The organism is Stenotrophomonas sp. BIGb0135, assembly GCF_024810105.1.
Taxonomy (GTDB): Bacteria; Pseudomonadota; Gammaproteobacteria; order Xanthomonadales; family Xanthomonadaceae; genus Stenotrophomonas; species Stenotrophomonas maltophilia_AB.
The window spans coordinates 628,241-654,333 of sequence record NZ_JANUDX010000002.1 but is presented as its reverse complement, the minus strand read 5'-3'; the positions used below and the strand labels follow the sequence as shown (position 1 = coordinate 654,333).

Here is a 26,093-nt window from a genome sequence, read left to right as displayed (position 1 = left end):
CCATGCCCCGCACCGTTTTCTGCCAGTACGAACAACGCGACACCGAAGGCCTGGACTTCGTGCCCTACCCCGGCGAGCTGGGCCAGCGCATCTTCAACGGCATCGGCAAGAGCGCCTGGAGCGCCTGGCTGGCCCACCAGACCATGCTGATCAACGAGAACCGGCTGTCGCCGCGCGATCCCAAGCATCGCGCGTTCCTGGAAACAGAACTGGTGAAATACCTGTTCGAGAAGGATGCGGAAAAGCCGGCGGGTTTCATCCCCGAAGCATGATTCCGGCCGGTACCGACCGTCGGTCGGTACATGATCGACGGCTCCCGCTTACTTCGCGGGGGCGGCCTGGCCTTCCTCGCGCTCCTGCACCTGCGCCTGGCGCAATTCCTTTTCCGACGCGCGCAGCGCCTGCACATCCAGCTTGCGGATGCTGCCGATGAAGCACGGCATGTTCATCGGGCCCGGCGTCGGGTCGCGCACCAGTACCTTGTCGAACCGCGCGGACACCCGCCCGACCCGGCTGGTCAGGGCGATCGCCGGCGCGTAATCCAGGCCCTGGCAGGGCCCGCGCAGTTCCAGCAGATAGCCTTCGCTCGGGCGCGTCCACACCGCCAGCGCACTGTCGCCCAGTTCGGTCCAGCCCGACAACGCGCCGTACAGCGGCATGTCCTGCTGCGGCGGCGCGGCATGGGCGCGGTACAGCGCCAGCCGCTCCTCGCCGCTCAGGCGACCGGTGGTCGCGCAGCCGACCAGGGTCAGGCACAGCGCGGCCGTTGCAATCAGGGTCTTCATGGCGCCTCCAGCAGGGATGACTACGCCGATGATGCACCCATCGCGTGAGGCCGGCGACAGCGTCGCGCCGGCCATTCAGCGGCCAGCTCAGACCTGGCTGTGGGCCAAGGCGTGGAGCCGCCCTTCGCGCAGTTCCAGCACGCGGTCGAGCTTGCGCGCCAGGCTGCGGTCGTGGGTCACCAGCACCAGGCTGGTGTGGTACGCCCGGTTGAGTTCCAGCATCAGCTCGAACACGGTGCCGGCGGTCTTGTCGTCCAGGTTGCCGGTCGGCTCGTCGCCCAGCACGCAGGCCGGGCGGTTGACCAGCGCACGGGCGACGGCGGCACGCTGGCGCTCGCCACCGGACAGCTCGCCCGGCTTGTGCTCCAGGCGATGCCCCAGCCCGACCGACTCCAGCAAGGCCTGCGCGCGGTTTTTCGCCGCAGCCACGTCCTCGCCCCCCAGCAGCACCGGCATCATCACGTTTTCCAGCGCGGTGAATTCCGGCAGCAGGTGGTGGAACTGGTACACGAAGCCCAGCGCGCGGTTGCGCAACTGGCCACGCTGGCCGTCGGACAACCCGGACATGCGCTGGCCGGCCACGAATACTTCGCCGGCGGTCGGCGTATCCAGCCCGCCGAGCAGGTGCAGCAGGGTGCTCTTGCCCGCACCGGAGGCACCGATGATCGCCACCGTCTCGCCGGCGCTCACGCTCAGGTCCAGGCCATTGAACACCGGGGTCTGCATGCGGCCTTCGGCATAGGTCTTGGCCAGCCCTTCGGCGCGGATCACTTCATCGCCGCGGTTGATCGGCTCATTCATAGCGCAGGGCCTCCGCCGGCTGGGTGCGGGCGGCGCGCCACGCGGGGTACAGCGTGGCCAGGAAGCTCATGGCCAGCGCGATCACGGTGATGACGATGATGTCCGGGGTCTGCATGTCGGTCGGCAGGCCGGTGATGTAGTAAACGTCCTCGGGCAGCAGCTTGACGTTGAACAGCGTCTCGATCGCCCCGAGGATGCGCTCCAGGTTCAAGGTCAGGGTGATGCCGCCGATCACGCCGGCCACGGTGCCGATGATGCCGATCAGCGAGCCCTGCACCATGAAGACCTGCATCACCCCGCCCGGGGTGAGGCCCAGCGTACGCAGGATGGCGATGTCGGCCTGCTTGTCGGTGACCAGCATCACCTGCGAGGACACCAGGTTGAACGCGCCCATGGCGATGATCAGCGAGAGCAGGATGCCCATCACCACCTTCTCCATGCGCAGCGAGTGGTACAGGTTCGCGTTCTGCTGGGTCCAGTCGCTGACCCGGTAACCGCCGCCGAGGGTGTGGGCCAGGTCCACGCCCACGTCCAGCGCCTTGTCCATGTCATGCAGCTTCAGCCGCACGCCGGTCACTCCGTCCATGCGCAGCACGCGCTCCAGGTCGGCCATGTTGGCGAACGCCACGCCCTTGTCGATTTCGTTGTAGCCGGCCTCGAAGATGCCGCTGACGGTGAAGCGCTTCAGCCGCGGCATCGCGCCCACCGGGGTGCCCTGCACTTCGGCCAGGGTCACCAGCACGGTGTCGCCCACGTCCACGCCCAGCCAGAGCGCCAGCTCCTTGCCGACCAGCAGGTGGTAGCTGCCGGGGGTGAGGCTGTCGAAGCTGCCCTTGACCAGTTTCTGGTTGATCACCGAGACGCCCGGCTCCAGCGCCGGGTCGATGCCCTGCACGATCGCGCCCTGCACGCGCGGCCCGCTGAGCATGGCCTGGATCTCGATGTACGGCGCGGCACCGGCCACGCGCGGATCCTTCTTTGCCGTATCGACCGCGCGCTGCCAGTCCGACATCGGCGCGCCGTCGGTGGTGATGGTGGTATGGGCGGTCATCTGCAACAGGCGGTCGCGGATCTCCTTCTGGAACCCGCTCATCACCGCCAGGGTGGTGATCAGCACGGTCACGCCGAGCGCGATGCCGAGGATGGAGGCCATCGAGATGAAGGAGATGAAACCGTTGCGGCGTTTGGCCCGCAGGTAGCGCAGGCCGATCGAGACAGGAATGGGTTTGAACATGCAGGTACGCCGGACAATTCAGGCTATGGTGCCACTGCCGGACGTGAACGGGAAATGCAGTGTGCGCGGACGGCCAGTCGCAGTTCACGTCGCTGTGCAGGGGACAGCGTATCGGGCCAGAACAGCCGCCAGTGGCGGCGCCCCCGGCAGCGCCAGGCCACCTGCAGCAGCACGCCCCGGTCGGACAGCTGCAGGTCCTGCACCGGCTCGCCATCGACCTGCGCCGGGGCGTCGTCGGGCGGGATCACGATCGAGCGGGTGGGCGCGTGCCAGTAGCGCCAGGCCTGCGCCAGCCCCCAGGCCACCGCCAGCACGGCAGCCGGGCCGTGCCAGCCATCCGGCACTGCCGTGCGGTACAGCGCCCACGGCGCCAGCGCGGTCATCAGCAGCTGCGCGCCGCACTGCCAGCGCGAGGGGCGCCACTCAAGCCGGCAGGGCGCGGATCCGGGCGATGAGCGCGGCGGGCTGGGCATGCGGGCATTCCTCGTAACCCATGAACCAGCGCCACAACTTATCGTCCTCGCTCTCCAGCAGGAACAGGAAAACCTCGCGCTCTTCGGTAGGCGCCTGCAGCCAGCAGCGGTCCAGGTAGCGGCCAAACAGCTGGTCCAGCTCGCGCATGCCACGCCGGCAACGCCAGCGCAGCTTCTTCAGTTCAGTGGCTTCGTCCATCGACATCGCATTCCTCAAGGTGCCGGCCAACCAGGGCCGGAAACAACAGCGGCACCGGACCTTCCGGTCGGTGCCGCCGCGATCGCCGCCGCACGGGCAGCGATGACATGAACCGCCAGGGTCAGGCGCGGCGCGCCATCATCAGCTTCTTGATCTCGGCAATCGCCAACGCCGGGTTCAGGCCCTTCGGGCAGGTCCGGGCGCAGTTCATGATGGTGTGGCAGCGGTACAGCTTGAACGGGTCTTCCAGATCGTCCAGGCGCGCACCGGTGTCTTCATCGCGCGAGTCGACGATCCAGCGGTAGGCCTGCAGCAGGATCGCCGGGCCCAGGTAACGCTCGCCGTTCCACCAGTAGCTCGGGCAGCTGGTCGAGCAGCACGCGCACAGGATGCATTCGTACAGGCCATCCAGCTTCTTGCGGTCTTCCGGCGACTGCAGGCGCTCACGATCCGGCGGCGGCGGGGTCTGGGTGCGGATCCACGGCTTGATCGAGGCGTACTGCGCGTAGAAGTGGGTCAGGTCCGGGACCAGATCCTTGATCACGCTCATGTGCGGCAGCGGATAGATCGGCACTTCGGCCTTGCCGCAGTCGGCGATGGCGCGGGTGCAGGCCAGCGTATTGGTGCCGTCGATGTTCATCGCGCACGAACCGCAGATGCCCTCGCGGCAGGAACGACGGAAGGTCAGGGTCGGATCGATTTCGTTCTTGATCTTGATCAGCGCGTCCAGGACCATCGGGCCGCAGCTGTCCAGGTCGATCTCATACGTATCGGTACGCGGGTTGCTGTCGTCGTCAGGACTCCAGCGGTAGATCTTGAACGTGCGGGTATTCTTCGCACCGCTCTTGGCGGGGAAGTGCTTGCCCTTTCCGATCTTGGAATTCTTGGGGAGGGAAAACTCGGCCATGGCTGTTCTCGTTGGCTCAGGCGGCTCGCGCTGCGATGCAGGCGCGGCTAGCACGGAAGGTGAGGAAGTCGACACCACCGGCCAGCGGCGCGCGCAGCCCCCTGCCCTGGCGGGCAGGAAGGCGTGCTGGCGCTGCGTGGCCGGAGGTCATGCCGCAGGTCTCTTAGTACACGCGCGGCTTCGGCGGCACCACGTCCACGTCTTTGCTCAACGTGTACATGTGCACCGGGCGATAGTCGAAGCTGCACTTGCCGTTGTCGTCGACGTTGACCAGCGTGTGCTTCTGCCAGTTGACGTCGTCGCGGTCCGGGAAGTCCTCATGCGCATGCGCGCCACGGCTTTCCTTGCGCTGTTCGGCCGAGTTGATCGTCGCCACCGCGTTGAGCAGCAGGTTGTTCAGCTCGTAGGTTTCGATCAGGTCCGAGTTCCACACCAGCGAACGGTCGGAGACCTTGACGTCCTGGAAGGAGTCGAAGATCTCGGCCATCTTGCTGCAGCCCTCTTCCAGCGTCTTGCTGGTACGGAACACCGCCGCGTCGTTCTGCATGGTGCGCTGCATGTTGTCGCGGATGACCGAGGTCGGGGTGTCGCCGTTGGCGTAGCGCAGCTTGTCCAGCAGGCCCAGCGCCTTGTCGCACGCGTCCGACGGCAGGGTCTTGTGCGGCGCGCCGGACTTGATGGTCTCGGCGCAGCGGTTGGCCACCGCACGGCCGAACACCACCAGGTCGAGCAGCGAGTTGGAGCCCAGGCGGTTGGCGCCGTGCACCGACACGCAGGCCGCTTCGCCGATCGCGTACAGGCCCGGCACGACCGCATCGGGGTTGTCGCCGACCTTGCGCACGACTTCGCCGTGGTAGTTGGTCGGGATGCCGCCCATGTTGTAGTGCACGGTCGGGATGACCGGGATCGGCTGCTTGTGCACGTCCACGCCGGCGAAGATGCGGGCGCTTTCGGCGATACCCGGCAGCTTGTCGTCGATCACGCCCGGGCCGAGGTGGGTCAGGTCGAGCAGGATGTGGTCCTTGTGCTCGCCGACGCCGCGGCCTTCGCGGATTTCGATGGTCATCGAACGCGACACCACGTCGCGCGAGGCCAGGTCCTTGTAGTGCGGTGCGTAGCGCTCCATGAAGCGCTCGCCATTGCTGTTGCGCAGGATGCCGCCTTCGCCACGCACGCCTTCGGTGATCAGGCAGCCCGCGCCGTAGATGCCGGTCGGGTGGAACTGCACGAACTCCATGTCCTGCATCGGCAGGCCGGCACGCATGACCAGGCCGCCGCCGTCGCCGGTGCAGGTATGGGCCGAGGTGGCGCTGAAGTAGGCGCGGCCGTAACCGCCGGTGGCCAGCACCACGCCGTGGGCGCGGAACAGGTGCAGCGAGCCGTCGGCCATGTCCAGCGCGAGCACGCCGCGGCAGACGCCTTCCTCATCGAAGATCAGGTCGAGGGCGAAGTACTCGATCATGAAGCGCGCGTTGTGCGCCAGCGACTGCTGGTACAGCGTGTGCAGCATGGCGTGGCCGGTACGGTCGGCGGCGGCGCAGGTACGCTGCGCGGACGGGCCTTCGCCGTACTTGGTGGTCATGCCACCGAACGGGCGCTGGTAGATCTTGCCGTCTTCGGTGCGGCTGAACGGCACACCGTAGTGTTCCAGCTCGATGATGGCCGGGATCGCTTCGCGGCACATGTACTCGATGGCGTCCTGGTCACCCAGCCAATCCGAGCCCTTGATGGTGTCGAAGAAGTGGTAGCGCCAGTCGTCTTCGCCCATGTTGCCCAGCGCGGCGGAGATACCGCCCTGCGCGGCCACGGTGTGCGAGCGGGTCGGGAAGACCTTGGTCAGGCAGACGGTCTGCAGGCCCTTGGCGGCAAGACCGAACGTAGCGCGCAGGCCTGCGCCACCGGCGCCGACCACGACCATGTCGTACTTGTGTTCCGTAATCTTGTAAGCGGACATCTAATCTGGATTCCTGTCTTGGTGCCTGGACTCAGGCAACGCCGAGCGCAATGCGGGCGACCGCAAAAACACTGACGATCGCGCCGAGCACGGCGATGAACTTCACCGTGGTCTGCAGCGCCAGGGCCAGCAGCGAGTTGTGGATGTAGTCTTCCAGCACGACCTGCAGGCCGAGCTGGGCGTGCCAGAACATCGCGACCAGGAAGCCGACCAGCAGCACCGCGTTCCACGGCTTGGACACCGCGTCGGTGGCGGTCACGTAATCGGCGCCGATCAGGCTCAGCACGAACACCAGGAACCACACGGTGAGGCCCACCAGCGCGGTGGCGGTCAGGCGCTGCATCACGAAGTGCTCGGTGCCGGTCTTGGCAGCGCCAAGGCCACGCACGTTCTTCAACGGGGTACGGAACTTGTTCATGCGGCGGCTCCGACGAACACATAGGCCCAGACCAGGGCGGTGATCACCAGGCTGGCGAAGACGGAGATCCAGCTGCTGCGGACGAACGCCGGGATCGAGAAGCCGATCGCGAAGTCCTGCACGATGTGGCGCAGGCCGTTGCACAGGTGGTAGGCGAAGGACCAGGTCCAGGCGAACAGGAACAGCTTGCCGTACCAGCTACCAGCGTGATCGGTGAAGCAGTTCCAGGAGGCAGGGCCCATCATGAGGGCGAGCAGGCCGCCGGCAATGATCAGGGCTCCAACAGACAGAAAGATGCCGGTCGCTCGATGCAGAATCGAGGTGGCCATCTGGATCTGCCAGCGATACACCTGAAGGTGCGGGGAAAGGGGACGTTCTCTGGCGGCCATTCGCTGGGCTCGTTGTCTCGGCTGGGCGGCGCAATGCCGCGTTGGCTCAATGCTGATCAAAAATCGATGCAGCGTCCGTTTTTCTCCCAGTCTCCATACCGCACCGGATCGAGTCCGCCGCGGCCACCAATTTCCACGGGCACCGCGGGCGTCTCAGGCAGCGGTTGCGCCTGGTCGACCTGCGGGGCTTCGGAGTCGGTATCTGGAGTGGGGGTTGTTTGGCCTATCATGGGTGGTCTCGCAACGCACAAATTTTAGACCCCGTTCACTTGCCTGACAACCTGCCCATGGATTTCAACGGTTTTCCGCGCCTCTCCGGTCACCAGCTGCTCAGTCTGGACGGGCCCGATGCGGCCGTGTTTGCCCACGCCCAATTCGCCAGCGACGTGACCGCCCTGCCCGTCCGGCATTGGCAGTGGAGCGCCTGGCTGAACGCCAAAGGCCGCACCATTGCTGTGTTCCAGCTGATCCGGGTGGACCAGGACCGCATCCTGCTGGTGCTCGCCGACGGCGATGCCGATGCGATTGCGTCGCAATTGCAGCGCTTTGTCTTCCGTCGCAAGCTCAGCATCACGGTGCGCGATGACCATGCCGTGGGCGGCAGCTTCACCGCGCCGGATGCCGCCGCTGGCGCAGCAATCGCCGTCAACGGTGAGACGCTGGAGCTGGACGTGGGCAGCGATGCGCTGCCTCGCACGCTGCGGATCGCACCGCGTGCAGGTACCGCGGCGCTCGACGACGCCGGCATTGCGCTGGCCTGGCGGCAATCGGACCTGCGCTTTGGCGTGCCCCGCCTGGCCGCCGACCAGCGCGAACAATGGACACCGCAACAGCTGGGCCTGGACCGCTTGAACGGCTACAGCGTCAAGAAAGGTTGCTATCCCGGCCAGGAAATCGTGGCGCGCACCCACTTCCTCGGCAAGGCCAAGCGGGCCCTGCAGTTGCTGCGGGTCGGCAACGGTATCGCCAGCGGCGCGCAGGTGCAGCAGAACGGCGCGGCGATCGGCACGGTGGCCAGCGTGGCCGGCGACCTCGCCCTGGCGGTGCTGCCGCTGGAGATCGCCAGCGATCCGCTGTCGGTGGACGGCCTCGACGCCGCGCCGCTGCCGTTGCTGGACGGGCTGGCCCGGTAGGCATCTCGACGCGGGTCGAGACGTCACACGTCGATGCGCCACCCCAGGCGCGTTGATGGGGGTGCGGGGAGCCGGCCGCTGGCCGGCATCCACCGCCCCCCCGCCACCTCAGCCCGCGTTCAAGCGCTCGCCGGTCTCGGCGTCGAAGAAGTGCAGCCCCTTCGGGTGGATCGCCACGCGGATGCTCTCGCCGACCTGCGGCAATGCCTGCGGCGCCACGCGCATCACCAGCGCCTGGCCGCCACGGGTCATGTTGACGAAGATCTCGTTGCCGACCGGCTCGATACCGTCGATGGTCGCCTCGAAGCCCGTCGCATCCCCCGCCGCCGCCGGCTGCAGGTGCTCCGGCCGCACGCCCACCGCAACGGTCCTGCCGATCCAGGCCGGATCGACCGTCGCCTGGCCCAGCGGCGCGGTCAACTGCGCTTCCTGCACCGCGATGCCGCTGTCGGTGCGCTGCAGCGTGCCGCGCAGCACATTCATCGCCGGGCTGCCAAGGAAGCCGGCCACGAACAGATTGGCCGGGCGGTCGTACAACGCCATCGGCGTATCGATCTGCTGGATCACGCCATCCTTCAGCACCACGATGCGCTGGCCGAGGGTCATCGCCTCGACCTGGTCATGGGTCACGTAGATCATCGTGGTGCCCAGCTTGCGGTGTAGCTGCGCGATTTCGGTGCGCACGCTGTGGCGCAGCTTGGCGTCCAGGTTGGACAGCGGCTCGTCCAGCAGGAACACGGCCGGCTCGCGCACCAGCGCACGGCCCAGCGCCACGCGCTGGCGCTGGCCGCCGGACATCGCCTTGGGCAGCTTGTCGAGCATGTCCGTCAGGCCCAGCGTCTCGGCCGCTTCGCTGACCCGCTTGCCGATCGTCGCCTTGTCGTGGCCGCGCAGCTTCAGGCCGAAGGCCAGGTTCTCGGCCACGGTCATGTGCGGGTACAGCGCATAGCTCTGGAACACCATGGCGATGTCGCGGTCCTTGGGCGCCACGTCGTTGACCACCCGGTCACCGATCGTCAGCGTGCCGCCGCTGATCTCTTCCAGGCCGGCGACCATGCGCAGCAAGGTCGACTTGCCACACCCGGACGGCCCCACCAGCACCATCAATTCACCATCGGCCACTTCGAAGGTCGCGCCCTGGACGGCCACCTGGCCGTTGTCGTAGACCTTGCGCACGCCCTGCAACTGCACTTTTGCCATATCACCCATTCCAGTCCGCCCGCTGCCGGGCTGTTGTGCGGAACTGCCTTCGGCCCTCCCGATGGCAGGTCGATGGCGTGGTGCCGCATGACGGCGACCACTGCAATCGAATACAGTCTGCTCATTCTGCCATGTAAACGTTTTCACGTGGCAGTATCCGTTGGTCGGTCATGACCGCGACGCGTCGGGGAGTCCACAGTCTCCCGATCCGCCCGCAACATGCCCCATGATGCGCAGGCGCGTGCCTGTTCATGTTGCCTCTGCAACATCGGACATCACGCCCGGCGAGACCCCCGAGAACATAGACGAGAAGCGATTGACAACGATGTCACCCGGATCTGAAACTCGAGCGATGCACGACACCCTCTTCCTGTTCGGCGCCACCGGCGACCTGGCCCAGCGCTACCTGTTCCCCTCCCTGCTGCGCCTGCTGGGCGACGGCCTGCTGGCGGAAGATTTCAAGATCCGTGCGCTGGCCCTGTCCCCGCACGACACCGAGGGGTTCCGCGAGATCCTGCGGCCGCGCCTGCAGCAGGCCATGCCGATGGCGAGCCAGGACGACATCCATTCGCTGCTGATGCGCATCGATTACCGCTCGGTGGACCTGCGCAACCCGGACTCGGTGGCCGAGTCGGTCAGCGACCTGGTCGACCGCCACTGCGTGAGCTACCTGGCCATCCCGCCGGGCCTGTACATCTCCACCTGCGAAGGCCTGGCCAAGGGCGGCGCCCTGGCCGCACCACACCGGTTGATGCTGGAAAAGCCGATCGGCAGCGACAGCGCCAGTGCCGAGGAGATCATCTCCACCATCGGCCAGTGGATCGACGAAGACCGCGTGTTCCGCCTGGACCACTACCTGGGCAAGGCCGCGGTGCAGAACCTGATCGCGCTGCGCTTCGGCAACACGCTGCTGGAAGCGGTCTGGAACCGCAACTACATCGAGTCGGTGCACATCCTGGTCGCCGAGAGCGAAGGCGTGGATGGCCGCGATGCCTATTACGCCCGCTCCGGCGCGCTGCGCGACATGGTCCAGAGCCACATCCTGCAGCTGCTGTGCCTGGTGGCGATGGAGCCGCCGGCCTCGCTGGAAGCCGACCGCATCCGCGATGAGAAGGTCAAGGTGCTGCGCGCCCTGCGCCCGCTCGACGCCAAGCACGCCGCGCGCGACAGCGTGCGCGGCCGCTACACCGCCGGCACCATCAACGGCCAGCCCGCCCAGGCCTACCAGCCGCCGGAAGGCAGCGACGTGGAAACCTTCGCCGGCGTCACCGCGCATATCGACAACTGGCGCTGGTCCGGCGTGCCGTTCCACCTGGTCACCGGCAAGCGCCTGGCCGAGCGCACCACTCGCGTGGTGGTTACGCTCAAGCCGGTCACGCATTGGCTGTTCGAGCGGCCGCATCGTCGCAACGCCACGCCCAACCGCATCGTCTTCCAGCTGCAGCCGCAGGAGAACATCGAGCTGGGCCTGATGAGCTCGCTGGCCGGCCCGGAATGGGGCGCGCTGGAACTGCATCCGCTGGAACTGGAACTGTCCGTGCCCACCGGCCTGCACCGCCGCATCGCCTACGAGCGCCTGTTCCTGGACGCCTTCAACGGCAACCACGCGCTGTTCGTGCGCGATGACGAAGTGCGCGCCGCGTGGGCGTGGATCGACAGCGTCAGCGATGCCTGGAAGGCCGCCAGCCTGCCGTTGCAGCCCTACCCTGCCGGCGAATGGGGCCCGGCCGAGGCCGCCGGCTTCCTGCCCGCCGAAGTCGATGCCGATGCCGGCCGCAAGGACGGCAACGCATGACGCTGCAGAACCAACCGGTCCTGGTCGCCGATATCGGCGGCACCAACGCCCGCTTCGCCCTGGCCGACACCAGCCTGGACGCACCGCTGCAGCAGGACAGCATCCGCGAATTCGCGGTCGCCGAGTTCCCCTCGCTGGGCGAGGCGGCACAGCACTACCTTGAACAGGTGGGTGCACAGGCCACCCGCGGCGTGTTCGCCGTGGCCGGGCGCGTGGACGGCGACGAAGCGCGCATCACCAACCATCCGTGGGTGATCTCGCGCAGCCGCACCGCGCACATGCTCGGCTTCGACGAGCTGCACCTGATCAATGATTTCGCCGCACAGGCAATGGCCATCTCGCTGCTGCAGCCGCAGGACGTGGTCCAGGTCGGCGGCGCGGCGTGGGTACCCGGCAAGCCCGGCCAGCCGCGCAACTACGCGGTGATCGGGCCCGGTACCGGGCTTGGCGTGGGTGGCCTGATCCTGCGCCACGGGCGCTGCTATCCGCTGGAAACCGAAGGCGGCCATGTCAGCTTCCCGCCCGGCACGCCGGAAGAAATCCGCATCCTGGAGATCCTCTCCGAGCAGTTCGGCCGCGTCTCCAACGAGCGCCTGATCTGCGGCCCGGGCCTGGTCAACATCCATCGCGCGGTCTGCGAGATGGCCGACATCGATCCGGGCCAGCTGCAGCCGGTGGACGTCACCGCCCGTGCGCTGCACGGCGACCCGCAGGCGATGCGCACGGTGGACGTGTTCTGCGCGGTGTTCGGCGCGATCGCCGGCGACCTGGTGCTGATGCAGGGCGCCTGGGATGGCGTGTTCCTGACCGGCGGCCTGACCCCGAAGATGCTCGACTCGCTGCAGCATTCCGGCTTCCGCCAGCGCTTCGAACACAAGGGCCGCTTCTCCTCGATCATGGCCCGCGTCCCGTCGCTGGCGGTGATGCACCCGCATGCGGGCCTGCTCGGTTCGGCCGCCTACGCCGCCGATGTCGAGCGCGACCTGGAAGGAATCAACGCATGAACACGCTGGACACCTCCGATCGCTTCACGCTGATCCGCCACGGCGATGCCGATGGCTGGATCGAGGCCATCGCCGCGGAAATGGCGCAGGCGCTGAACCAGGACATCACCACCTTCGGCCGCGCGCGCATGCTGCTGTCCGGCGGCACCACGCCGGCGCCGGTGTACCAGGCGCTGGCCGAACTGGACGTGCACTGGGACCGCGTTGAAGTGAGCCTGGTCGATGAGCGCTGGCTGTCGCCGCAGGACCGCGACAGCAATGCCTGGCTGGTCCGCGAGAGCTTCCTCGCGCGTGCCGAAGGCGCGCATTTCGATCCGCTGGTGCGGGTCGGCAAGCCGCTGCCCGAATGCGTCTACACCGCCAACCTGCAGGCCCAGCACAGCCAGGCGCCGTGCCTGAGCGTGCTCGGGATGGGCAACGACGGGCACACCGCCTCGCTCTTCCCCGGCTCCCGCGACCTTGCCCGCGCACTGGAAAGCACCCTGCCCTACGCCGCACTGGACGCCACCGGTTGCCCCGGTTCCAACCAGTGGCCGCTGCGCATCACCCTCACCCCGCACGGCCTCAAGCAGTGTCGCCAGCGCCTGTTGCTGCTGCGTGGCAAGCAGAAGCTGGAAGTGCTCAAACAGGCGCTGGAAAGCAACAATCCGCAGCTGTATCCCATCCTCAACGCGATCGATCTCGACGGCGCCAAACTGCGCGTCCACTGGTGTGACTGATCTCCTCCGGTGTTGTTCCGTTCGCCTTCTCATAGCCGGTAGCCAATGAGCCTGCATCCCCAACTCCATGCCATCACCCAGCGCATCGTCCAGCGCAGCGTCGCCTCGCGCGCCGCCTACCTTGCCGGGATCGATGCCGCGCTGCGCGACGGCCCGTTCCGCTCGCGCCTGAGCTGCGGCAACCTCGCCCATGGCTTCGCTGCCTGCGGCCCGACCGACAAGTCGCGCCTGCGCGGCGGCGTCACCCCCAACCTCGGCATCATCACCGCCTACAACGACATGCTGTCGGCGCACCAGCCGTTCGAGCACTACCCGGAGATCCTGCGCCAGGTGGCCCGCGAGATGGGCGCCACCGCGCAGGTCGCCGGCGGCGTGCCGGCGATGTGCGACGGGGTTACCCAGGGCCGCGGCGGCATGGAGCTGTCGCTGTTCTCGCGCGACGTGATCGCCCAGTCCACCGCGATCGGGCTGAGCCATGACATGTTCGATGCCAGCGTCTACCTCGGCGTGTGCGACAAGATCGTGCCGGGCCTGCTGATCGGCGCGCTGGCGTTCGGCCACCTGCCGGCGATCTTCCTGCCGGCCGGGCCGATGACCCCGGGCATCCCGAACAAGCAAAAGGCCGAAGTGCGCGAGCGCTACGCCGCGGGCCTGGCCACCCGCGAGGAACTGCTGGAAGCCGAGGCGGCCTCCTACCACGGCGCCGGCACCTGCACCTTCTACGGCACCGCCAACTCCAACCAGACCCTGCTGGAGGCGATGGGCGTGCAGCTGCCGGGCGCGTCGTTCGTCAATCCGGACACGCCGCTGCGCGACGCACTCACCCGCCGCGCCGGCGAGCGCGCCCTGGAAATCAGCGCGCTGGGCGATGACTTCCGTCCGCTCGGCCGGCTGATCGACGAGCGCGCGATCGTCAATGCGGTGGTCACGCTGATGGCCACGGGCGGCTCGACCAACCACACCATCCACTGGATCGCGGTGGCGCGTGCGGCCGGCATCGTGCTGACCTGGGACGACATGGACCAGCTCTCGCAGCTGATCCCGCTGCTGGCCCGGGTGTATCCGAACGGCGAGGCCGACGTGAACCGTTTCGCCGCTGCCGGCGGTACCGCGTTCGTGTTCCGCGAACTGATGGACGCCGGGCTGATGCACGCCGACCTGCAGACCGTGGCCGAAGGCGGGATGCGCCAGTACGGCCAGGAGCCGGCCCTGCGCGAGGGCACCCTGACCTACGTCGACGGTGTGCGCGAAAGCGCCGATCCCGGCGTGGTGCGTGGCGTGGCCGAGCCGTTTGAAGCGCAGGGCGGTCTGCGCCTGCTGCGCGGCAACCTGGGCCGGTCGCTGATCAAGCTGTCGGCGGTGAAGCCGGAGTTCCGCACGATCGAGGCGCCGGCCGTGGTGGTCGATGCGCCGCAGGTGCTCAACAAGCTGCATGCCGCTGGTGTGTTGCCGCACGATTTCGTGGCGGTGGTGCGTTACCAGGGACCGCGTGCGAACGGCATGCCGGAACTGCATTCGCTGGCCCCGCTGCTGGGGCTGCTGCAGAACCAGGGGCGCCGGGTGGCGCTGGTGACCGATGGGCGTCTGTCGGGCGCGTCGGGCAAGTTCCCGGCGGCGATCCACATGACCCCGGAAGCCTCGCGCGGCGGGCCGCTGGCACGGGTGCGCGAAGGCGACATCATCCGCCTGGATGGTGAAGCAGGCACGCTGGAGCTGCTGGTGGATGCGGCGGAATTCGCCGCACGCGCGCCGGCACCGAACACGGCACCGGCGGCCAACGACCTGGGCCGCAACCTGTTCGCGCTGAACCGGCGCGTGGTGGGTCCGGCCGACCAGGGCGCGATTTCGATTTCGTGCGGGCCGGCGACGGCTGACGGCGATATCTGGAATTACGACGCCGAGTACGACCTGGGCCGTGATGCTGCTGCTGCGGCGGCGCCCCATGAGAGCAAGGACGCCTGAGGCAAACGCAGCGGTGGGTTGTCCTGGCCGAGGCAGCGGTTGGCCCTGATCAGGACACGTTGTCACCCCCTCAATGGGGGCTCGCAAGCGGCTTGCGCGTGTACGCGACCCTGCGCGCACGGCACGGCAGGGTTGGGCGTCCTGCCCAACCGGCCCGACGCCTGCGTCGGGCCCATGCCGCTCGACGGTCCCGACCAGGGCGATCCGCGGCCCTCGGACACATTCCGGCGCGTCGTTTGCGCTGCAGTCACTGAAAAGAGAGAACGAACACATGAGCATCGCCGAACACCAGAAACGCGCCGAATCCCTGCTGCTTGCCGCTGGCATCCTGCCGGTAGTGACGGTGCATACCCTCGATCAGGCCCGTGCGGTCAGCGCCGCGCTGCTGGAAGGCGGGCTGCCGGCCATCGAGTTGACGCTGCGCACGCCGGTGGCGATGGAGGCATTGGCGATGCTCAAGCGCGAGCTGCCCGATGTGGTGGTGGGTGCGGGCACGGTACTGACGGTGGAGCAGATGCAGCAGTCGATCGATGCCGGCGCAGACTTCCTGGTGACGCCGGGCACGCCGGCGCACATGGCCGATGCGCTGGCGCAGGCGCCGCTGCCGGTGGTGCCCGGTGCGGCCTCGCCCACCGAGATGCTGGCGCTGTATGCGCGTGGTTTCCGGGTGTGCAAGCTGTTCCCGGCCTCGGCCGTGGGCGGGCTGGCGATGATCAAGGGCCTGGCCGGTCCGATCCCGGACCTGAAGCTGTGCCCGACCGGTGGCATCACCGAGGACACCGCGGCCGAGTACCTGGAGCAGAAGAACGTGGTCTGCATCGGCGGCTCGTGGATGGTGCCGGGCAACTGGATCGAACACGGCCAGTGGGACAAGGTGCGCGAAAGCGCGGCGCAGGCCGCCAGGATCGTTGCGCGGGTGCGCTCGCACTGAGGCCTGCATCGGGGCGCGGCCACGCAGGGCGTGGCTCCACCCATGACATAAAAAACGCCCGGGCATGCCCGGGCGTTTTTTTGAGTGCACCTGTCGTCGGCGGTTACATCGGGCGCGCCGGATCCACCAGGCCGTACTGGCTGGCCATGCGCGCCAGTGCGATGTTGTCGTGGATGCCCATCTTCTCGAACAGGCGCGCCTTGTGCGTGTTGACGGTCTTGGCGCTCAGGCTCAGGCGCTTGGCGATGTCTTCCTGGCGCAGGCCTTGGGTGAGCAGCAGCGCCACTTCCAGCTCGCGCGGGGACAGGGTGTCGAACGGCGACTGGCTGCCTTCCACGTTGGACAGCGCCAGGTTCTGCGCGATGCTGCTGCCCAGGTAGCGTCGGCCCATCGCCGCGTCGCGCACGGCACGCAGCAGTTCCTGCGCATCGCAGCCCTTGCCGATATAACCGGACGCACCGGCCTCGAGCAGCCGCTTGGGCATGGGGCCATCTTCCAGCACCGATACGATCACCACGCGGGTGCCGTGGTCGCCCCGCACCACCCGTTCGGTGACTTCCATCCCGCTCACGCCCGGCAGGTGCAGGTCGCACAACACCACGTCCGGTCGCAGCTGACGGATGTCAGGCAACGCATCTTCACCGGAGTCCGCTTCACCGACTACCTCGATATCGGTCTCGTTGGACAGGATCATCTTCATGCCGGTTCTCACCAGCGCATGATCGTCCACCAGATACACTCGAATCGTCATCCACGCACCTCTTCAAACGCTGCGAACGGGGGCAAGCCTAGCCGCGGGGGTGCGTGATAACAAGGACATGTCCCCCCTGTCGGCGCGTTCTGGTGCCCGCATCACACCCATGCTTGCCTGCCCTTCCCCTAAGCCTTTCACCCCAGGCTTTATCGGTTTACTACACCTATCAGTGTACGCCTGCGGGGAGTGGCGCAATCGGCGCGCCCGCGTCCGCCTGGCTCAGCGCAGGTGCCGCCAGGGGCCCCCGCGTCGAAACATGACCAGGAAGCACCCTACCACCCAAACCAGCGCCGCACACCACCCGGCCAGGATGTCCGACGGGTAGTGCACGCCCAGGTAGACCCGCGACACGCTGACCAGCAGGCTGAACGCAGGCGCCAGCACCAGCACTGGCCAGCGCCAGCGGGTGTTCCAGGCCAGCAGCACCACCGTGACCGCCAGGGTCATCGAGCCCATGGCGTGGCCACTGGGGAAACTGAACGTGCTTTCCGGGGCGATCGATTCCCACAGGCTGGGCCGGTCGCGCTGGAAGAACTGCTTGCTGCCCATGTTCAACAAGGCCGAGCCGACGAAGCAGATCGCCACGAAACTGGCCTCTCGCCAGCGCTTGAGCGCCAGCAGCACGGCGACGATCAGCACGTCGACCGGGATCAGGAACCACTCATAGCCCAGCTTGGACAGCAGCACGAAAAAGCGGTCCAGCCCCGGCGAATGCAACCCGTGCAGGGTCCACAGCAGCGGCGCGTCGAAATAGAACGACTCCAGCTCATGCACTTCATCGGCCAGGGCCACGAAAGCGGCCAGCGGCAGCAGCACGCCGACGAACAGCAGCACGAAACGCCAGGCGTTCTGGGCCATCCAGTGGCGGAAGCCGGCGGCCGGCTCGGGTGCGGCCAGCGGCGCGGGCTTATCCGACGCTGCGGACATACTTGCGTTCGACGTAATCGTCGATCAGCGCCACGAACTCCTGCGCGATGTTGTCGCCGCGCAGCGTCACGGTCTTTTCGCCGTCCACGAAGACCGGCGCGGCCGGCGTTTCGCCGGTGCCCGGCAGCGAAATGCCGATGTTGGCATGGCGCGATTCGCCCGGGCCGTTGACGATGCAGCCCATCACCGCCAGGGTCATGTTCTCCGCGCCCGGGTGGCTCACCTTCCATTCCGGCATCTTCCCGCGCACGTGGTTCTGCACCACCTTGGCCAACTCCTGGAAGAACTCGGAGGTGGTGCGGCCACAGCCCGGGCAGGCGGTGACCAGCGGCGTGAAGGCACGCTGCCCGGTGGTCTGCAGCAGTTCCTGGGCCACGATCACCTCGGCGGTGCGCGACTGCCCGGGTTCCGGGGTGAGCGAAATGCGGATGGTGTCGCCGATGCCTTCCTGCAGCAGCACCGCCAGCGCCGCCGAGGAGGCGACGATGCCCTTGCTGCCGATACCGGCTTCGGTCAGGCCCAGGTGCAGGGCGAAGTCCGAGCGCTGGGCCAGGTCGCGGTAGACCGCGATCAGCTCCTGCACGCCACTGACCTTGGCCGAGAGCACGATGCGATCGCGCGGCAGGCCCAGTTCGACGGCGGTATGCGCTGAGTCCAGCGCCGAACGGATCAGCGCCTCGCGCAGCACCCGGCCAGCATCCCAGGGCTGCGCCCGCTGGCTGTTCTCGTCCATCAGGCGCGCAGCCAGCGACTGGTCCAGCGACCCCCAGTTGGCGCCGATGCGCACCGGCTTGTCGTAGCGGATCGCGAACTCGATCAACTGCGCGAACTGGGTGTCCTTCTTCTTGCCGAAGCCGACGTTGCCGGGGTTGATCCGGTACTTGGCCAATGCCTCGGCGCAGGCCGGCTCCTGGGTCAGCAGCTGGTGGCCGTTGTAGTGGAAGTCGCCGATCAGCGGGACCTCGATCCCCATCATCCGCAGCTTTTCCACGATGCGCGGGATCGCCGCGGCCGACTCGGGGTTGTTGACGGTCAACCGCACCATCTCCGACCCGGCCCGCCACAATTCGGCGACCTGCTTGACGCTGGCGGCCACGTCGGCGGTGTCGGTGTTGGTCATCGACTGCACCACCACGGGCTGGCCTCCCCCCACCACCACCCCGCCAATGCGGACGGCCTGGGTCTGGCGGCGGGCCCACACGGTGGTGTCGGAGGGTTGGGTCGGTTGGCTGACGGCGTCGTGCATCCCGGCATTTTACCGCGCCGGGCGCGCCGGTGGTGACTGCCTTGAAGCACGACTCATCTGCGGTTTTCCTCGTCACCCGTCGTCGCCCGACCTCACACGCGGCGCAGACGGGCGCCCTCAAAACCGACGGCAGCGCCGAGCCTGCCCAGCCTCCCCCTTCCCCCTTCCCCTCCTCCACTCCCCCACCCTTCTCCTTCTCCTTCTCCTTCCCCTTCCCGTTCCCCTTCTCCTTCCCCTTCTCCTTCCCCGTGCCCTTCCCAATCCCACTGCCGTTGCCGTTGCTCCCCCCCTGCGCACCGACCCACTGAAGGGGGTGGGTGCGGGTGGCGTTGCGGGACCGTTTTGCGCCATGGATGGCGCAAAAAGAGCCCCCAGGGGAGGGTTCACGGCGTGTCCCGCAACGCCACCCGCGCCCACCCCAGCCAGCGCAGGCCCGCACTCGCGGCTTCGGCTCTCAAGCTCCAGAGCTCTGTAGCCTTTAAAAAACCAAATCCCCCCCCCGATGCGGCCGATTGTCGCAGGCAGGTCGCGCGCCGAGCGCATAGCATGTGCGTCATGACCGGTACCGACGCCCCCTTCCTCCGTACCCTGTGCAGCCTGCGCTGGCTCGCCGTGGCCGGCCAGGCGGCCACCATCCTCGTCGCCACCTCCGTACTCGGCCTCGAACTCCCGCAACGCCCCCTCTGGGCCGGCGTCGCCGCACTGGCCCTGTTCAACCTCTACGCCCAACTGCGCGTACACCACGCCGACACCGCCCCGGTCACCGCGTTCGGCCACATCCTCGTCGACGTCATCATCCTCACCTGGATGGTCGGCTGGAGCGGCGGCATCGGCAACCCGTTCGGCTCGCTCTTCCTCATCCTGATCGCCCTGGCCGCGCTGGCCCTGCCGCTGCGCTGGACCCTCGCAGTCGCCGCCACCTGCCTCGTCGGCTACGCCGCCAGCGGCATCTTCGGCCTGCCACTGCCGGCCGGCTACTTCACGGCCATGCAGATGCACCAGTGGGGCGTGGTGTGCAATTTCCTGCTATCGGCCACCGTCGTGCTGGTGTTCGCCACCCGCCTGGCGATCGCCCTGCGCCAGCGCGAGCACGAACTGGCCATGCTGCGCGAACGCTTCGTCCGCAACGAAGGCATCGTCGCGCTGGCCACCCATGCCGCCTCCGTCGCGCATGAACTCAACACCCCGCTGGCGACCATGACCCTGCTCGCCGACGACATCGCCGACCAGGCCGACAGCCCGGAAGTGCGCGAAGACGTGGACACCCTGCGCGAGCTGCTGGTGCAGTGCCGCGAACGGGTACTGGCGCTGGCCCGCCCCGCCGCCGGCGATGCGCCCGGTCGCGAGGTCGTGACCCTGCCGCAGGTGCTCGAGCAATGGCGGCTGGTGCGCCCGACCATCACCCTCAAGCGCAACGACGACGCCCCGCTGAAGCTGCCGCTGGACCCGGGCATCGGCCACCTGCTGATGGTGCTGCTCAACAACGCCGCCGACGCCGGCGAGAAGGCCGAGCGCCCGCAGGTCGACCTCACCCTGCGCATCGAAGGCGATGACCTCATCGGTGAAGTGCGCGACTACGGCCACGGCTTCGACGCACGCCAGGCCGTCCTGCCCGGCACCCTGTTCAACAGCGGCAAGACCCAGGGCATGGGCGTCGGCCTGGCCCTGTCCCATGCCACCATCGAACGCCTGGACGGCGAGCTGTGGATGCGCCCGGCCAATGGTGCCGGTACCCGCGTCGGCTTCCGCCTGCCCCTGGCCTCCCAGGAGACCTCCGCATGACCACGCCCCCCCTGCCCGCCGCCAGCCATGGCCTGCTGGTTGATGACGACGAACTGTACCTGCGCACCCTGCAGCGCAGCCTGGCCCGCAAGGGCCTGGAAACGGTAACGGCCAGCGACATCGCCTCGGCGCTGATGCTGGCCCGCCAGCAACCGCCCGCCTATGCGCTGATCGACCTGAAACTGGGCGCCGAATCGGGCCTGTCGTTGATCCAGCCGCTGCGCGCCCTGCGCGAAGACATGCGGATCCTGCTGGTGACCGGCTACGCCAGCATCGCCACCGCGGTGGAAGCGATCAAGCTGGGGGCCGACGACTACCTGCCCAAGCCGGCCACGGTGCCGATGATCCTGCGCGCGCTCGGCGAGGAAGACGATGGCCCGGCCGATGATGGCGAACTCGAGCCACCGGATGCGATGACCCCGATCAGTCGCCTGCAGTGGGAACACATCCAGCAGGCGATGCATGAAACCGGCGGCAATGTGTCGGCCGCGGCGCGGCTGCTGGGCATGCACCGCCGCTCGCTGCAGCGCAAGCTGGCCAAACGCCCCAGCCCGGAACGCGACCCGACCCGGTGATGCCGACCGTTGGTTGGCTGCGGAAACACCGGTGATGCCGACCGTTGGTCGGCTGCGGAAACACCGGTAATGCCGACCGTTGGTCGGCTGCGCGAACACCGGTAGAGCCGACCATTGGTCGGCTGCTCTTCACCGCAACGTTCAACCCCGCGCGCTGCGCGCGATAGCCGACCAACGGTCGGCTCTACATCCCTGCAGCCGACCAACGGTCGGCTGCGGAAACATCGGTGAGGCCGACCATTGGTCCGCTGCGCAAAAACCGGTAGAGCCGACCGTTGGTCGGCTGCTCTTCACCGCAACGATGAATCCCTGCGCGCTGCGCGCGATAGCCGACCAACGGTCGGCTCTACATCCCCGCAGCGACCAACGGTCGGCTGCGGAAACATCGGTAATGCCGACCATTGGTTGGCTGCGTGAACACCGGTAATACCGACCGTTGGTCCGCTGCGCGAACACCGGTAGAGCCGACCGTTGGTCGGCTGCTCTTCACCGCAACGATCAACCCCTGCGCGCTGCGCGCGATAGCCGACCAACGGTCGGCTCTACATCCCTGCATCCGACCAACGGTCGGCTGCGCAAACATCGGTGCTGCCGACCATTGGTTGGCTGCGCGAACATCGGTAATGCCAATCGTTGGTCCGCTGCGCGAACACCGGTAGAGCCGACCGTTGGTCGGCTGCTCTTCACGACAACGATCACCCCCCGCGCGCTGCGCGCGATAGCCGACCAACGGTCGGCTCTACATACCTGCCGCGACCAACGGTCGGCTCTACATACCTGCCGCGATCAACGGTCGGCTCTACATCCCTGCAGCCGACCAACGGTCGGCTCTACGCGCGGTCAGGCAGTCAGGCGTCCCAGGAGCTCCAGCGTCACCGGGTCGGTGATCGCGTGCGCCTCGCCCTGCAGCGCCGGCAGCAGCTGGCTGGCCAGCTGCTTGCCCAGCTCCACGCCGAACTGGTCGAAGGCGTTGATGTTCCAGATCAGCGACTGCACGTACACCGCGTGTTCGTACATCGCGATCAACGCGCCCAGGGCCTGCGGGGTGAGCGCGTCGAGCAGGATCAGCGTGCTCGGGCGGCCACCGGGATACTCGCGGTGCGGATCGTCGCTGCCTTGGCCGTTGGCCAGCGCTTCGGTCTGCGCCAGCAGGTTGGCCATCAGCGCCTGGTGGTTGACCACGTAGGGATCATCGTTGCGCACGCAGCCGATGAAATCGGCCGGGATCACGCTGGTGCCCTGGTGCAATGCCTGGAAGAAGCTGTGCTGCACGTCGGTGCCCGCCCCGCCCCACCACACCGGCACGGTGTCGCTGGCGACCGGGCGGCCATCGAGCTGCACGCGCTTGCCCAGGCTTTCCATCACCAGCTGCTGCAGGTAGGCCGGCAGCAGCGCCAAGCGCTGGTCGTAGGTCATCACCGCATGGGTGGCGTGGCCGAGCAGGTTGCGGTTCCAGATGTCGGTCAGCGCATGCAGCACCGGCAGGTTCTGGTCCAGCGGTGCGGTCAGCGCGTGCTCGTCCATCTGCGCGGCACCGGCCAGCAGCTGCTCGAAACGCTCGAAACCGATCGCCAGCGCGATCGGGAATCCGACCGCCGACCACAGCGAATAGCGCCCGCCCACCCAGTCCCACATCGGCAGCACGCGACCGGCGGCGATCGAGAACGCCTTGGCCGCACGCTCCGGGTTGGCACTGACCGCGTACAGGCGCTCGCTGCCGCCCAGCCAGTCATGCAGGATCTGCCCGTTGAGCAGGGTTTCCTGGGTACCGAAGGTCTTGGAAATCAGGATGCCGGCGGTCGTGGCCGGGTCCAGCGTGGCCAGCGTGCGCTGCATGGCGGCGCCGTCCACGTTGGAGACGAAGTGCACGCGGAAGCGCGCGCCGGTGACCGGGCGCAGCGCATCGGCGACCAGGCGCGGACCGAGGTCCGAGCCGCCGATGCCGACGCTGACGATATCGGTGACGCCGGTTTTTTCCAGCGCGGCGATCAACTCGCCCATCTGCGCGCGCACCGTGGCGGCGGTGGCGAATGCCTCGCCCGCGACCGGTGCGCCGCCGAGGTCGCCGCGCAACGCGGTGTGCAGCGCGGCGCGACCCTCGGTCACGTTGACTGTCTCACCGCGGAACAGGCGCTGGACGCCGCCGGCGACATCGCGCTCGGCGGCCAGTTGCAGCAGTGCGTCCAACGCCGCGCGGTCGTACTTCTGCCGCGCGAAATTGACGTACAACGGACCGACCCGCACGCCCAACGTTCGTGCCCGCTCCGGTTCGGCGGCGAGCAGCGAAGGGATGCTCGCGCCACGCAGGCGCTGGGCATGAGGATGAAGCGGGTCGAATCCGTTGTGCTGTGTCATGCGGCCTGGGTCGGGATGCTGTCGTTGGTGTGGGAGATCTGGTTGTTGCCGTCCACATATACCAACTTCGGCTTGAAGCCGTCAGCTTCTTCTTCGCTCATGCTGGCGAAGGCGGCGATGATGATGATGTCGCCCACCTGCACGTGGCGCGCGGCGCCACCGTTGAGCGAGACCACGCCGCTGCCGGCTTCGGCACGAATGGCATAGGTGGAGAAACGCGCACCGTTGGTGACGTCCCAGATGTGCACCTGTTCGAACTCACGGATGCCGGTGGCCAGCAGCAGGTTGTCATCGATGGCGATGGAACCCTCGTAGTTCAGCTCGGAGTGAGTGACGGTGGCGCGGTGGATCTTGGTCTTGAGCAGGGAAAGGTGCATGGCACGGGACAACGGTAAAGGAAAGGGAAATTCTAGCACCCGCCGGATCGGCGGCAGGTCCTGACCGCCCGGCCCGGCGCGGGCACTGCCATTCATTCAGCCAGGCGGGGGCTCCCCGCCCTTGCAGGGCCTGCGCTGCGCCCGTCGGACCACCCGGCCTCAGCCGTCGCCGGCCACCGGTGCGCCGTTCTCCGGCGAGGCCGGCTGGCCGACCTCGGCCAGGAAATGGCCGATGATCGCCTCCAGCGCGTCGGCCGGGTCGGCGCTGCCGCGCAGGCCGGCGATGGCTTCGGCCAGCTGGCGGGCGGTATCGGCCAGGATCATCCCCCAGGCCCGCTCTTCCGCGATGCCCAGCGAGGCCTCGTGCAGGCCGATCTTCATCGAACACTGCAGGCCGCGCGCGGCGATCCACACCCGCAGCATCTCCACGGCGTGGTCGTCGGCGAGCGCGGCCGCGGGAATGGGGCGTTCGTTCATCGGGTTTCCGGGGCGGGCCCTCAGAACTCCAGGTTGTCGATCAGGCGGGTGGTGCCGATGCGCGCGGCGATCAGCGCCACCCGGGTGCCATCATTGGCATCGGCCGGCTCGGACAGGTCCGGCAGGCGCAGCACGGCGTAGTCCACCTGGAAGCCGGCGGCCTGCAGCGCCGCCGTGGCATCGGCCTCGATCACGCTGCGGGTCTTGCCGGCGATGAAGCCCTCGCGCATGCCCAGCAGCACCTGGTGGATGCGGGTGGCGATCAGGCGCTGCTCGGCGTTGAGGTACTGGTTGCGCGAGCTCATCGCCAGGCCGTCGGTTTCACGCACGATGTCGCCGCCGACGATCTGGATCGGGAAGGCCAGGTCCTCCACCATCTGGCGGATCACCGCCAACTGCTGGTAGTCCTTCTTGCCGAAGGCGGCCACGTCCGGCTGGACCTGATTGAACAGGCGCGAGACCACCGTGCACACGCCATCGAAATGGCCCGGCCGGTGTGCGCCCTCAAGCAGGCCGCTGATGCCCGGCACGTTGACGCTGGCGGCCAGCGCCACCCCGAACGGGTACATCGACTCCACCGTGGGCAGCCACAGGACGTCGCAGCCGGCCTGCTCCAGGCCGGTGGTGTCGGCCTCGGGCGTACGCGGGTAACGGGTGAAGTCCTCGTTCGGGCCGAACTGGGTCGGGTTGACGAAGACACTGGAGACCACGCGGTCGGCGTACTGCCGCGCCAGCGTGACCAGCGAATAGTGGCCCGCATGCAGGTTGCCCATGGTGGGGACCAGCGCGACGCGCAGGCCCTCGCGCTTCCAGCCGTTGACGATGGCGCGCAGGCGGGACAGTTCGGTGACGGTGTCGATCATGAGGCGTAGGCGTGTTCTGCGTCGGGGAAGGAGCCGTCGCGCACGGCGTCGGCGTAGGCACGGACGGCACCGGCCACCGAACCGCCTTCGGCAAGGAAATCCTTGACGAACTTGGGTCGACGGTGGCCGCTGTCCAGGCCGAGGAAATCATGCAGCACCAGCACCTGTCCATCGCACTGCGGGCCGGCACCGATACCGATGGTGGGCACGCTCACCTCGGCGGTGACCTGCGCGGCGACCGGCGTGGGCACGCACTCGAGGACGATCAGGGTGGCGCCGGCGGCGACCGCGGCCTTGGCGTCCTCGCGCAGCTGCTGGGCGGCATCGCCACGCCCCTGCACGCGGTACCCCCCCAGGCGCAGCACCGACTGCGGGGTCAGCCCGAGGTGCGAGCAGACCGGGATCTCGCGCTCGACCAGGTAGCGGATGATGTCCAGCTTGAAGCCGGCGCCCTCGATCTTGACCATCTCCGCGCCGGCCTGGAGCAGGCGCAGCGACGCATCCAGCGCGCGTTCGGGGGTGGCGTCGGCGCCGAACGGCAGGTCGGCCACCAGCAGCGCGCGTTGCAGCACGCGGGCGACCGCGCGGGTGTGGTAGACCATGTCGTCGGTGGTCACCGGCAGGGTCGAATCGTGCCCCTGCACCACCATGCCCAGCGAGTCGCCGATCAGGATCAGGTCCACCCCGTTGGCATCGAACGCCCGCGCGAACCCCGCGTCGTAGGCGGTCAACATCACCAGCTTCTGCCCGTTGCGCTTGGCCTCGGCCAACGCCGGGACGGTCCAGGGCTTGCTGTCTGCGTGGGTACTCATGAGCTGATAACCGGTGGCGAT

Annotated in this window: 28 protein-coding genes; 9 read left to right on the top strand and 19 right to left on the bottom strand. The window is 67.9% G+C overall.

Annotated elements, in window-relative coordinates; all coding sequences use genetic code 11:
• Positions 1-2 precede the first annotated feature (2 nt).
• The gene (locus M2421_RS07485) at positions 3-272 is read left to right on the top strand and encodes an oxidative damage protection protein (protein ID WP_128095612.1); all 270 of its coding nucleotides are present in this window, start codon (positions 3-5) and stop codon (positions 270-272) included.
• Positions 273-320: 48 nt separating this feature from the next.
• Here the strand turns inward: M2421_RS07485 and M2421_RS07480 are convergent, their stop codons facing one another.
• The 10 genes from M2421_RS07480 to M2421_RS07435 form a co-directional block, all read right to left on the bottom strand.
• A complete protein-coding gene (locus M2421_RS07480; protein WP_259204797.1) occupies positions 321-785 on the bottom strand; it encodes a DUF6491 family protein in 465 nt (154 codons plus the stop codon).
• A gap of 87 nt (positions 786-872) precedes the next feature.
• Positions 873-1,586, bottom strand: coding sequence for a lipoprotein-releasing ABC transporter ATP-binding protein LolD (gene lolD, locus M2421_RS07475; protein ID WP_259204796.1), 714 nt, complete (start codon positions 1,584-1,586; stop codon positions 873-875).
• On the bottom strand, positions 1,579-2,820 hold the full coding sequence (locus tag M2421_RS07470; RefSeq protein ID WP_259204793.1) for a lipoprotein-releasing ABC transporter permease subunit: 1,242 nt from the start codon (positions 2,818-2,820) through the stop codon (positions 1,579-1,581). Before M2421_RS07470 ends, lolD begins: the two co-directional genes overlap by 8 nt.
• 23 nt (positions 2,821-2,843) lie before the next feature.
• Positions 2,844-3,293 (bottom strand): hypothetical protein, encoded by a 450-nt coding sequence (locus M2421_RS07465; RefSeq protein ID WP_259204786.1) that lies wholly within the window; start codon positions 3,291-3,293, stop codon positions 2,844-2,846.
• On the bottom strand, positions 3,244-3,492 hold the full coding sequence (locus tag M2421_RS07460; protein WP_128095617.1) for a succinate dehydrogenase assembly factor 2: 249 nt from the start codon (positions 3,490-3,492) through the stop codon (positions 3,244-3,246). Before M2421_RS07460 ends, M2421_RS07465 begins: the two co-directional genes overlap by 50 nt.
• A gap of 121 nt (positions 3,493-3,613) precedes the next feature.
• Positions 3,614-4,399: a succinate dehydrogenase iron-sulfur subunit gene (locus M2421_RS07455; RefSeq protein ID WP_259204781.1), complete on the bottom strand. Its 786-nt coding sequence runs from the start codon at positions 4,397-4,399 to the stop codon at positions 3,614-3,616.
• A 163-nt stretch (positions 4,400-4,562) separates the two neighbouring features.
• A complete protein-coding gene (sdhA, locus tag M2421_RS07450) occupies positions 4,563-6,353 on the bottom strand; it encodes a succinate dehydrogenase flavoprotein subunit (RefSeq protein ID WP_259204774.1) in 1,791 nt (596 codons plus the stop codon).
• Positions 6,354-6,384: 31 nt separating this feature from the next.
• Complete coding sequence (sdhD, locus tag M2421_RS07445; protein WP_259204770.1) at positions 6,385-6,771, bottom strand: succinate dehydrogenase, hydrophobic membrane anchor protein; 387 nt, start codon at positions 6,769-6,771, stop codon at positions 6,385-6,387.
• The gene (gene sdhC, locus M2421_RS07440; RefSeq protein ID WP_259205047.1) at positions 6,768-7,160 is read right to left on the bottom strand and encodes a succinate dehydrogenase, cytochrome b556 subunit; all 393 of its coding nucleotides are present in this window, start codon (positions 7,158-7,160) and stop codon (positions 6,768-6,770) included. The genes sdhD and sdhC overlap by 4 nt, the downstream gene beginning before the upstream one ends.
• A 56-nt stretch (positions 7,161-7,216) precedes the next feature.
• Positions 7,217-7,390 (bottom strand): DUF1674 domain-containing protein, encoded by a 174-nt coding sequence (locus M2421_RS07435; RefSeq protein ID WP_259204761.1) that lies wholly within the window; start codon positions 7,388-7,390, stop codon positions 7,217-7,219.
• Positions 7,391-7,429: 39 nt separating this feature from the next.
• On the opposite strand from M2421_RS07435, the gene M2421_RS07430 reads away from it, so the two are divergent.
• The gene (locus M2421_RS07430) at positions 7,430-8,293 is read left to right on the top strand and encodes a folate-binding protein (protein WP_310439517.1); all 864 of its coding nucleotides are present in this window, start codon (positions 7,430-7,432) and stop codon (positions 8,291-8,293) included.
• Positions 8,294-8,401: 108 nt separating this feature from the next.
• Here M2421_RS07430 and ugpC read toward each other — a convergent pair whose 3' ends face one another.
• Positions 8,402-9,493, bottom strand: a complete 1,092-nt coding sequence (gene ugpC, locus M2421_RS07425; RefSeq protein ID WP_259204751.1) for a sn-glycerol-3-phosphate ABC transporter ATP-binding protein UgpC — start codon at positions 9,491-9,493, stop codon at positions 8,402-8,404.
• Positions 9,494-9,845: 352 nt separating this feature from the next.
• Between ugpC and zwf the strand changes: the two genes are divergently transcribed.
• The 5 genes from zwf to M2421_RS07400 all read left to right on the top strand — a co-directional run bounded on the left by zwf (position 9,846) and on the right by M2421_RS07400 (position 15,904).
• Positions 9,846-11,288 carry a glucose-6-phosphate dehydrogenase gene (zwf, locus tag M2421_RS07420; protein WP_259204743.1) on the top strand — a complete coding sequence of 481 codons (1,443 nt, stop codon included), beginning with the start codon at positions 9,846-9,848 and terminating at the stop codon, positions 11,286-11,288.
• The gene (glk, locus tag M2421_RS07415) at positions 11,285-12,292 is read left to right on the top strand and encodes a glucokinase (protein ID WP_259204734.1); all 1,008 of its coding nucleotides are present in this window, start codon (positions 11,285-11,287) and stop codon (positions 12,290-12,292) included. Before zwf ends, glk begins: the two co-directional genes overlap by 4 nt.
• On the top strand, positions 12,289-13,011 hold the full coding sequence (gene pgl / locus M2421_RS07410; RefSeq protein WP_259204726.1) for a 6-phosphogluconolactonase: 723 nt from the start codon (positions 12,289-12,291) through the stop codon (positions 13,009-13,011). Before glk ends, pgl begins: the two co-directional genes overlap by 4 nt.
• 45 nt (positions 13,012-13,056) lie before the next feature.
• Positions 13,057-14,973: a phosphogluconate dehydratase gene (gene edd / locus M2421_RS07405; RefSeq protein ID WP_259204716.1), complete on the top strand. Its 1,917-nt coding sequence runs from the start codon at positions 13,057-13,059 to the stop codon at positions 14,971-14,973.
• Positions 14,974-15,244: 271 nt separating this feature from the next.
• Entirely contained in the window at positions 15,245-15,904 is a 660-nt protein-coding gene (locus M2421_RS07400; protein ID WP_259204707.1) for a bifunctional 4-hydroxy-2-oxoglutarate aldolase/2-dehydro-3-deoxy-phosphogluconate aldolase, read from the top strand.
• A 103-nt stretch (positions 15,905-16,007) separates the two neighbouring features.
• Here the strand turns inward: M2421_RS07400 and M2421_RS07395 are convergent, their stop codons facing one another.
• The 3 genes from M2421_RS07395 to ispG all read right to left on the bottom strand — a co-directional run bounded on the left by M2421_RS07395 (position 16,008) and on the right by ispG (position 18,831).
• Positions 16,008-16,655, bottom strand: a complete 648-nt coding sequence (locus M2421_RS07395; RefSeq protein ID WP_259204704.1) for a response regulator — start codon at positions 16,653-16,655, stop codon at positions 16,008-16,010.
• A 222-nt stretch (positions 16,656-16,877) separates the two neighbouring features.
• Positions 16,878-17,585 carry a phosphatase PAP2 family protein gene (locus M2421_RS07390; RefSeq protein ID WP_259204688.1) on the bottom strand — a complete coding sequence of 236 codons (708 nt, stop codon included), beginning with the start codon at positions 17,583-17,585 and terminating at the stop codon, positions 16,878-16,880.
• Positions 17,566-18,831: a flavodoxin-dependent (E)-4-hydroxy-3-methylbut-2-enyl-diphosphate synthase gene (gene ispG, locus M2421_RS07385; protein ID WP_259204687.1), complete on the bottom strand. Its 1,266-nt coding sequence runs from the start codon at positions 18,829-18,831 to the stop codon at positions 17,566-17,568. The genes M2421_RS07390 and ispG overlap by 20 nt, the downstream gene beginning before the upstream one ends.
• A 555-nt stretch (positions 18,832-19,386) precedes the next feature.
• Here ispG and M2421_RS07380 point away from each other — a divergent pair.
• Positions 19,387-20,613, top strand: a complete 1,227-nt coding sequence (locus tag M2421_RS07380; protein ID WP_259204686.1) for an ATP-binding protein — start codon at positions 19,387-19,389, stop codon at positions 20,611-20,613.
• The gene (locus tag M2421_RS07375; protein WP_259204679.1) at positions 20,610-21,188 is read left to right on the top strand and encodes a response regulator transcription factor; all 579 of its coding nucleotides are present in this window, start codon (positions 20,610-20,612) and stop codon (positions 21,186-21,188) included. The genes M2421_RS07380 and M2421_RS07375 overlap by 4 nt, the downstream gene beginning before the upstream one ends.
• Before the next feature lie 840 nt (positions 21,189-22,028).
• Here the strand turns inward: M2421_RS07375 and pgi are convergent.
• From pgi to panB, 5 genes are all read right to left on the bottom strand, one after another.
• On the bottom strand, positions 22,029-23,543 hold the full coding sequence (gene pgi, locus M2421_RS07370) for a glucose-6-phosphate isomerase (RefSeq protein ID WP_259204678.1): 1,515 nt from the start codon (positions 23,541-23,543) through the stop codon (positions 22,029-22,031).
• Positions 23,540-23,920: an aspartate 1-decarboxylase gene (gene panD, locus M2421_RS07365; protein WP_259204673.1), complete on the bottom strand. Its 381-nt coding sequence runs from the start codon at positions 23,918-23,920 to the stop codon at positions 23,540-23,542. Before panD ends, pgi begins: the two co-directional genes overlap by 4 nt.
• Positions 23,921-24,079: 159 nt before the next feature.
• A complete protein-coding gene (locus M2421_RS07360; RefSeq protein WP_259204669.1) occupies positions 24,080-24,397 on the bottom strand; it encodes a DUF5076 domain-containing protein in 318 nt (105 codons plus the stop codon).
• Between the two features lie 20 nt (positions 24,398-24,417).
• Positions 24,418-25,260 carry a pantoate--beta-alanine ligase gene (gene panC / locus M2421_RS07355; RefSeq protein WP_259204668.1) on the bottom strand — a complete coding sequence of 281 codons (843 nt, stop codon included), beginning with the start codon at positions 25,258-25,260 and terminating at the stop codon, positions 24,418-24,420.
• Complete coding sequence (gene panB / locus M2421_RS07350; protein ID WP_259204664.1) at positions 25,257-26,072, bottom strand: 3-methyl-2-oxobutanoate hydroxymethyltransferase; 816 nt, start codon at positions 26,070-26,072, stop codon at positions 25,257-25,259. Before panB ends, panC begins: the two co-directional genes overlap by 4 nt.
• Positions 26,073-26,093 lie beyond the last annotated feature (21 nt).

Bases quoted from the DNA above. Each gene is read 5' to 3' on its own strand.
- M2421_RS07485 (WP_128095612.1), top strand. From the start codon at position 3: ATGCCCCGCACCGTTTTCTGCCAGTACGAACAACGCGACACCGAAGGC.
- M2421_RS07480 (WP_259204797.1), bottom strand. From the start codon at position 785: ATGAAGACCCTGATTGCAACGGCCGCGCTGTGCCTGACCCTGGTCGGC.
- lolD (WP_259204796.1), bottom strand. From the start codon at position 1,586: ATGAATGAGCCGATCAACCGCGGCGATGAAGTGATCCGCGCCGAAGGG.
- M2421_RS07470 (WP_259204793.1), bottom strand. From the start codon at position 2,820: ATGTTCAAACCCATTCCTGTCTCGATCGGCCTGCGCTACCTGCGGGCC.
- M2421_RS07465 (WP_259204786.1), bottom strand. From the start codon at position 3,293: ATGCCCAGCCCGCCGCGCTCATCGCCCGGATCCGCGCCCTGCCGGCTT.
- M2421_RS07460 (WP_128095617.1), bottom strand. From the start codon at position 3,492: ATGGACGAAGCCACTGAACTGAAGAAGCTGCGCTGGCGTTGCCGGCGT.
- M2421_RS07455 (WP_259204781.1), bottom strand. From the start codon at position 4,399: ATGGCCGAGTTTTCCCTCCCCAAGAATTCCAAGATCGGAAAGGGCAAG.
- sdhA (WP_259204774.1), bottom strand. From the start codon at position 6,353: ATGTCCGCTTACAAGATTACGGAACACAAGTACGACATGGTCGTGGTC.
- sdhD (WP_259204770.1), bottom strand. From the start codon at position 6,771: ATGAACAAGTTCCGTACCCCGTTGAAGAACGTGCGTGGCCTTGGCGCT.
- sdhC (WP_259205047.1), bottom strand. From the start codon at position 7,160: ATGGCCGCCAGAGAACGTCCCCTTTCCCCGCACCTTCAGGTGTATCGC.
- M2421_RS07435 (WP_259204761.1), bottom strand. From the start codon at position 7,390: ATGATAGGCCAAACAACCCCCACTCCAGATACCGACTCCGAAGCCCCG.
- ugpC (WP_259204751.1), bottom strand. From the start codon at position 9,493: ATGGCAAAAGTGCAGTTGCAGGGCGTGCGCAAGGTCTACGACAACGGC.
- zwf (WP_259204743.1), top strand. From the start codon at position 9,846: ATGCACGACACCCTCTTCCTGTTCGGCGCCACCGGCGACCTGGCCCAG.
- glk (WP_259204734.1), top strand. From the start codon at position 11,285: ATGACGCTGCAGAACCAACCGGTCCTGGTCGCCGATATCGGCGGCACC.
- pgl (WP_259204726.1), top strand. From the start codon at position 12,289: ATGAACACGCTGGACACCTCCGATCGCTTCACGCTGATCCGCCACGGC.
- edd (WP_259204716.1), top strand. From the start codon at position 13,057: ATGAGCCTGCATCCCCAACTCCATGCCATCACCCAGCGCATCGTCCAG.
- M2421_RS07400 (WP_259204707.1), top strand. From the start codon at position 15,245: ATGAGCATCGCCGAACACCAGAAACGCGCCGAATCCCTGCTGCTTGCC.
- M2421_RS07395 (WP_259204704.1), bottom strand. From the start codon at position 16,655: ATGACGATTCGAGTGTATCTGGTGGACGATCATGCGCTGGTGAGAACC.
- M2421_RS07390 (WP_259204688.1), bottom strand. From the start codon at position 17,585: ATGTCCGCAGCGTCGGATAAGCCCGCGCCGCTGGCCGCACCCGAGCCG.
- ispG (WP_259204687.1), bottom strand. From the start codon at position 18,831: ATGCACGACGCCGTCAGCCAACCGACCCAACCCTCCGACACCACCGTG.
- M2421_RS07380 (WP_259204686.1), top strand. From the start codon at position 19,387: ATGACCGGTACCGACGCCCCCTTCCTCCGTACCCTGTGCAGCCTGCGC.
- M2421_RS07375 (WP_259204679.1), top strand. From the start codon at position 20,610: ATGACCACGCCCCCCCTGCCCGCCGCCAGCCATGGCCTGCTGGTTGAT.
- pgi (WP_259204678.1), bottom strand. From the start codon at position 23,543: ATGACACAGCACAACGGATTCGACCCGCTTCATCCTCATGCCCAGCGC.
- panD (WP_259204673.1), bottom strand. From the start codon at position 23,920: ATGCACCTTTCCCTGCTCAAGACCAAGATCCACCGCGCCACCGTCACT.
- M2421_RS07360 (WP_259204669.1), bottom strand. From the start codon at position 24,397: ATGAACGAACGCCCCATTCCCGCGGCCGCGCTCGCCGACGACCACGCC.
- panC (WP_259204668.1), bottom strand. From the start codon at position 25,260: ATGATCGACACCGTCACCGAACTGTCCCGCCTGCGCGCCATCGTCAAC.
- panB (WP_259204664.1), bottom strand. From the start codon at position 26,072: ATGAGTACCCACGCAGACAGCAAGCCCTGGACCGTCCCGGCGTTGGCC.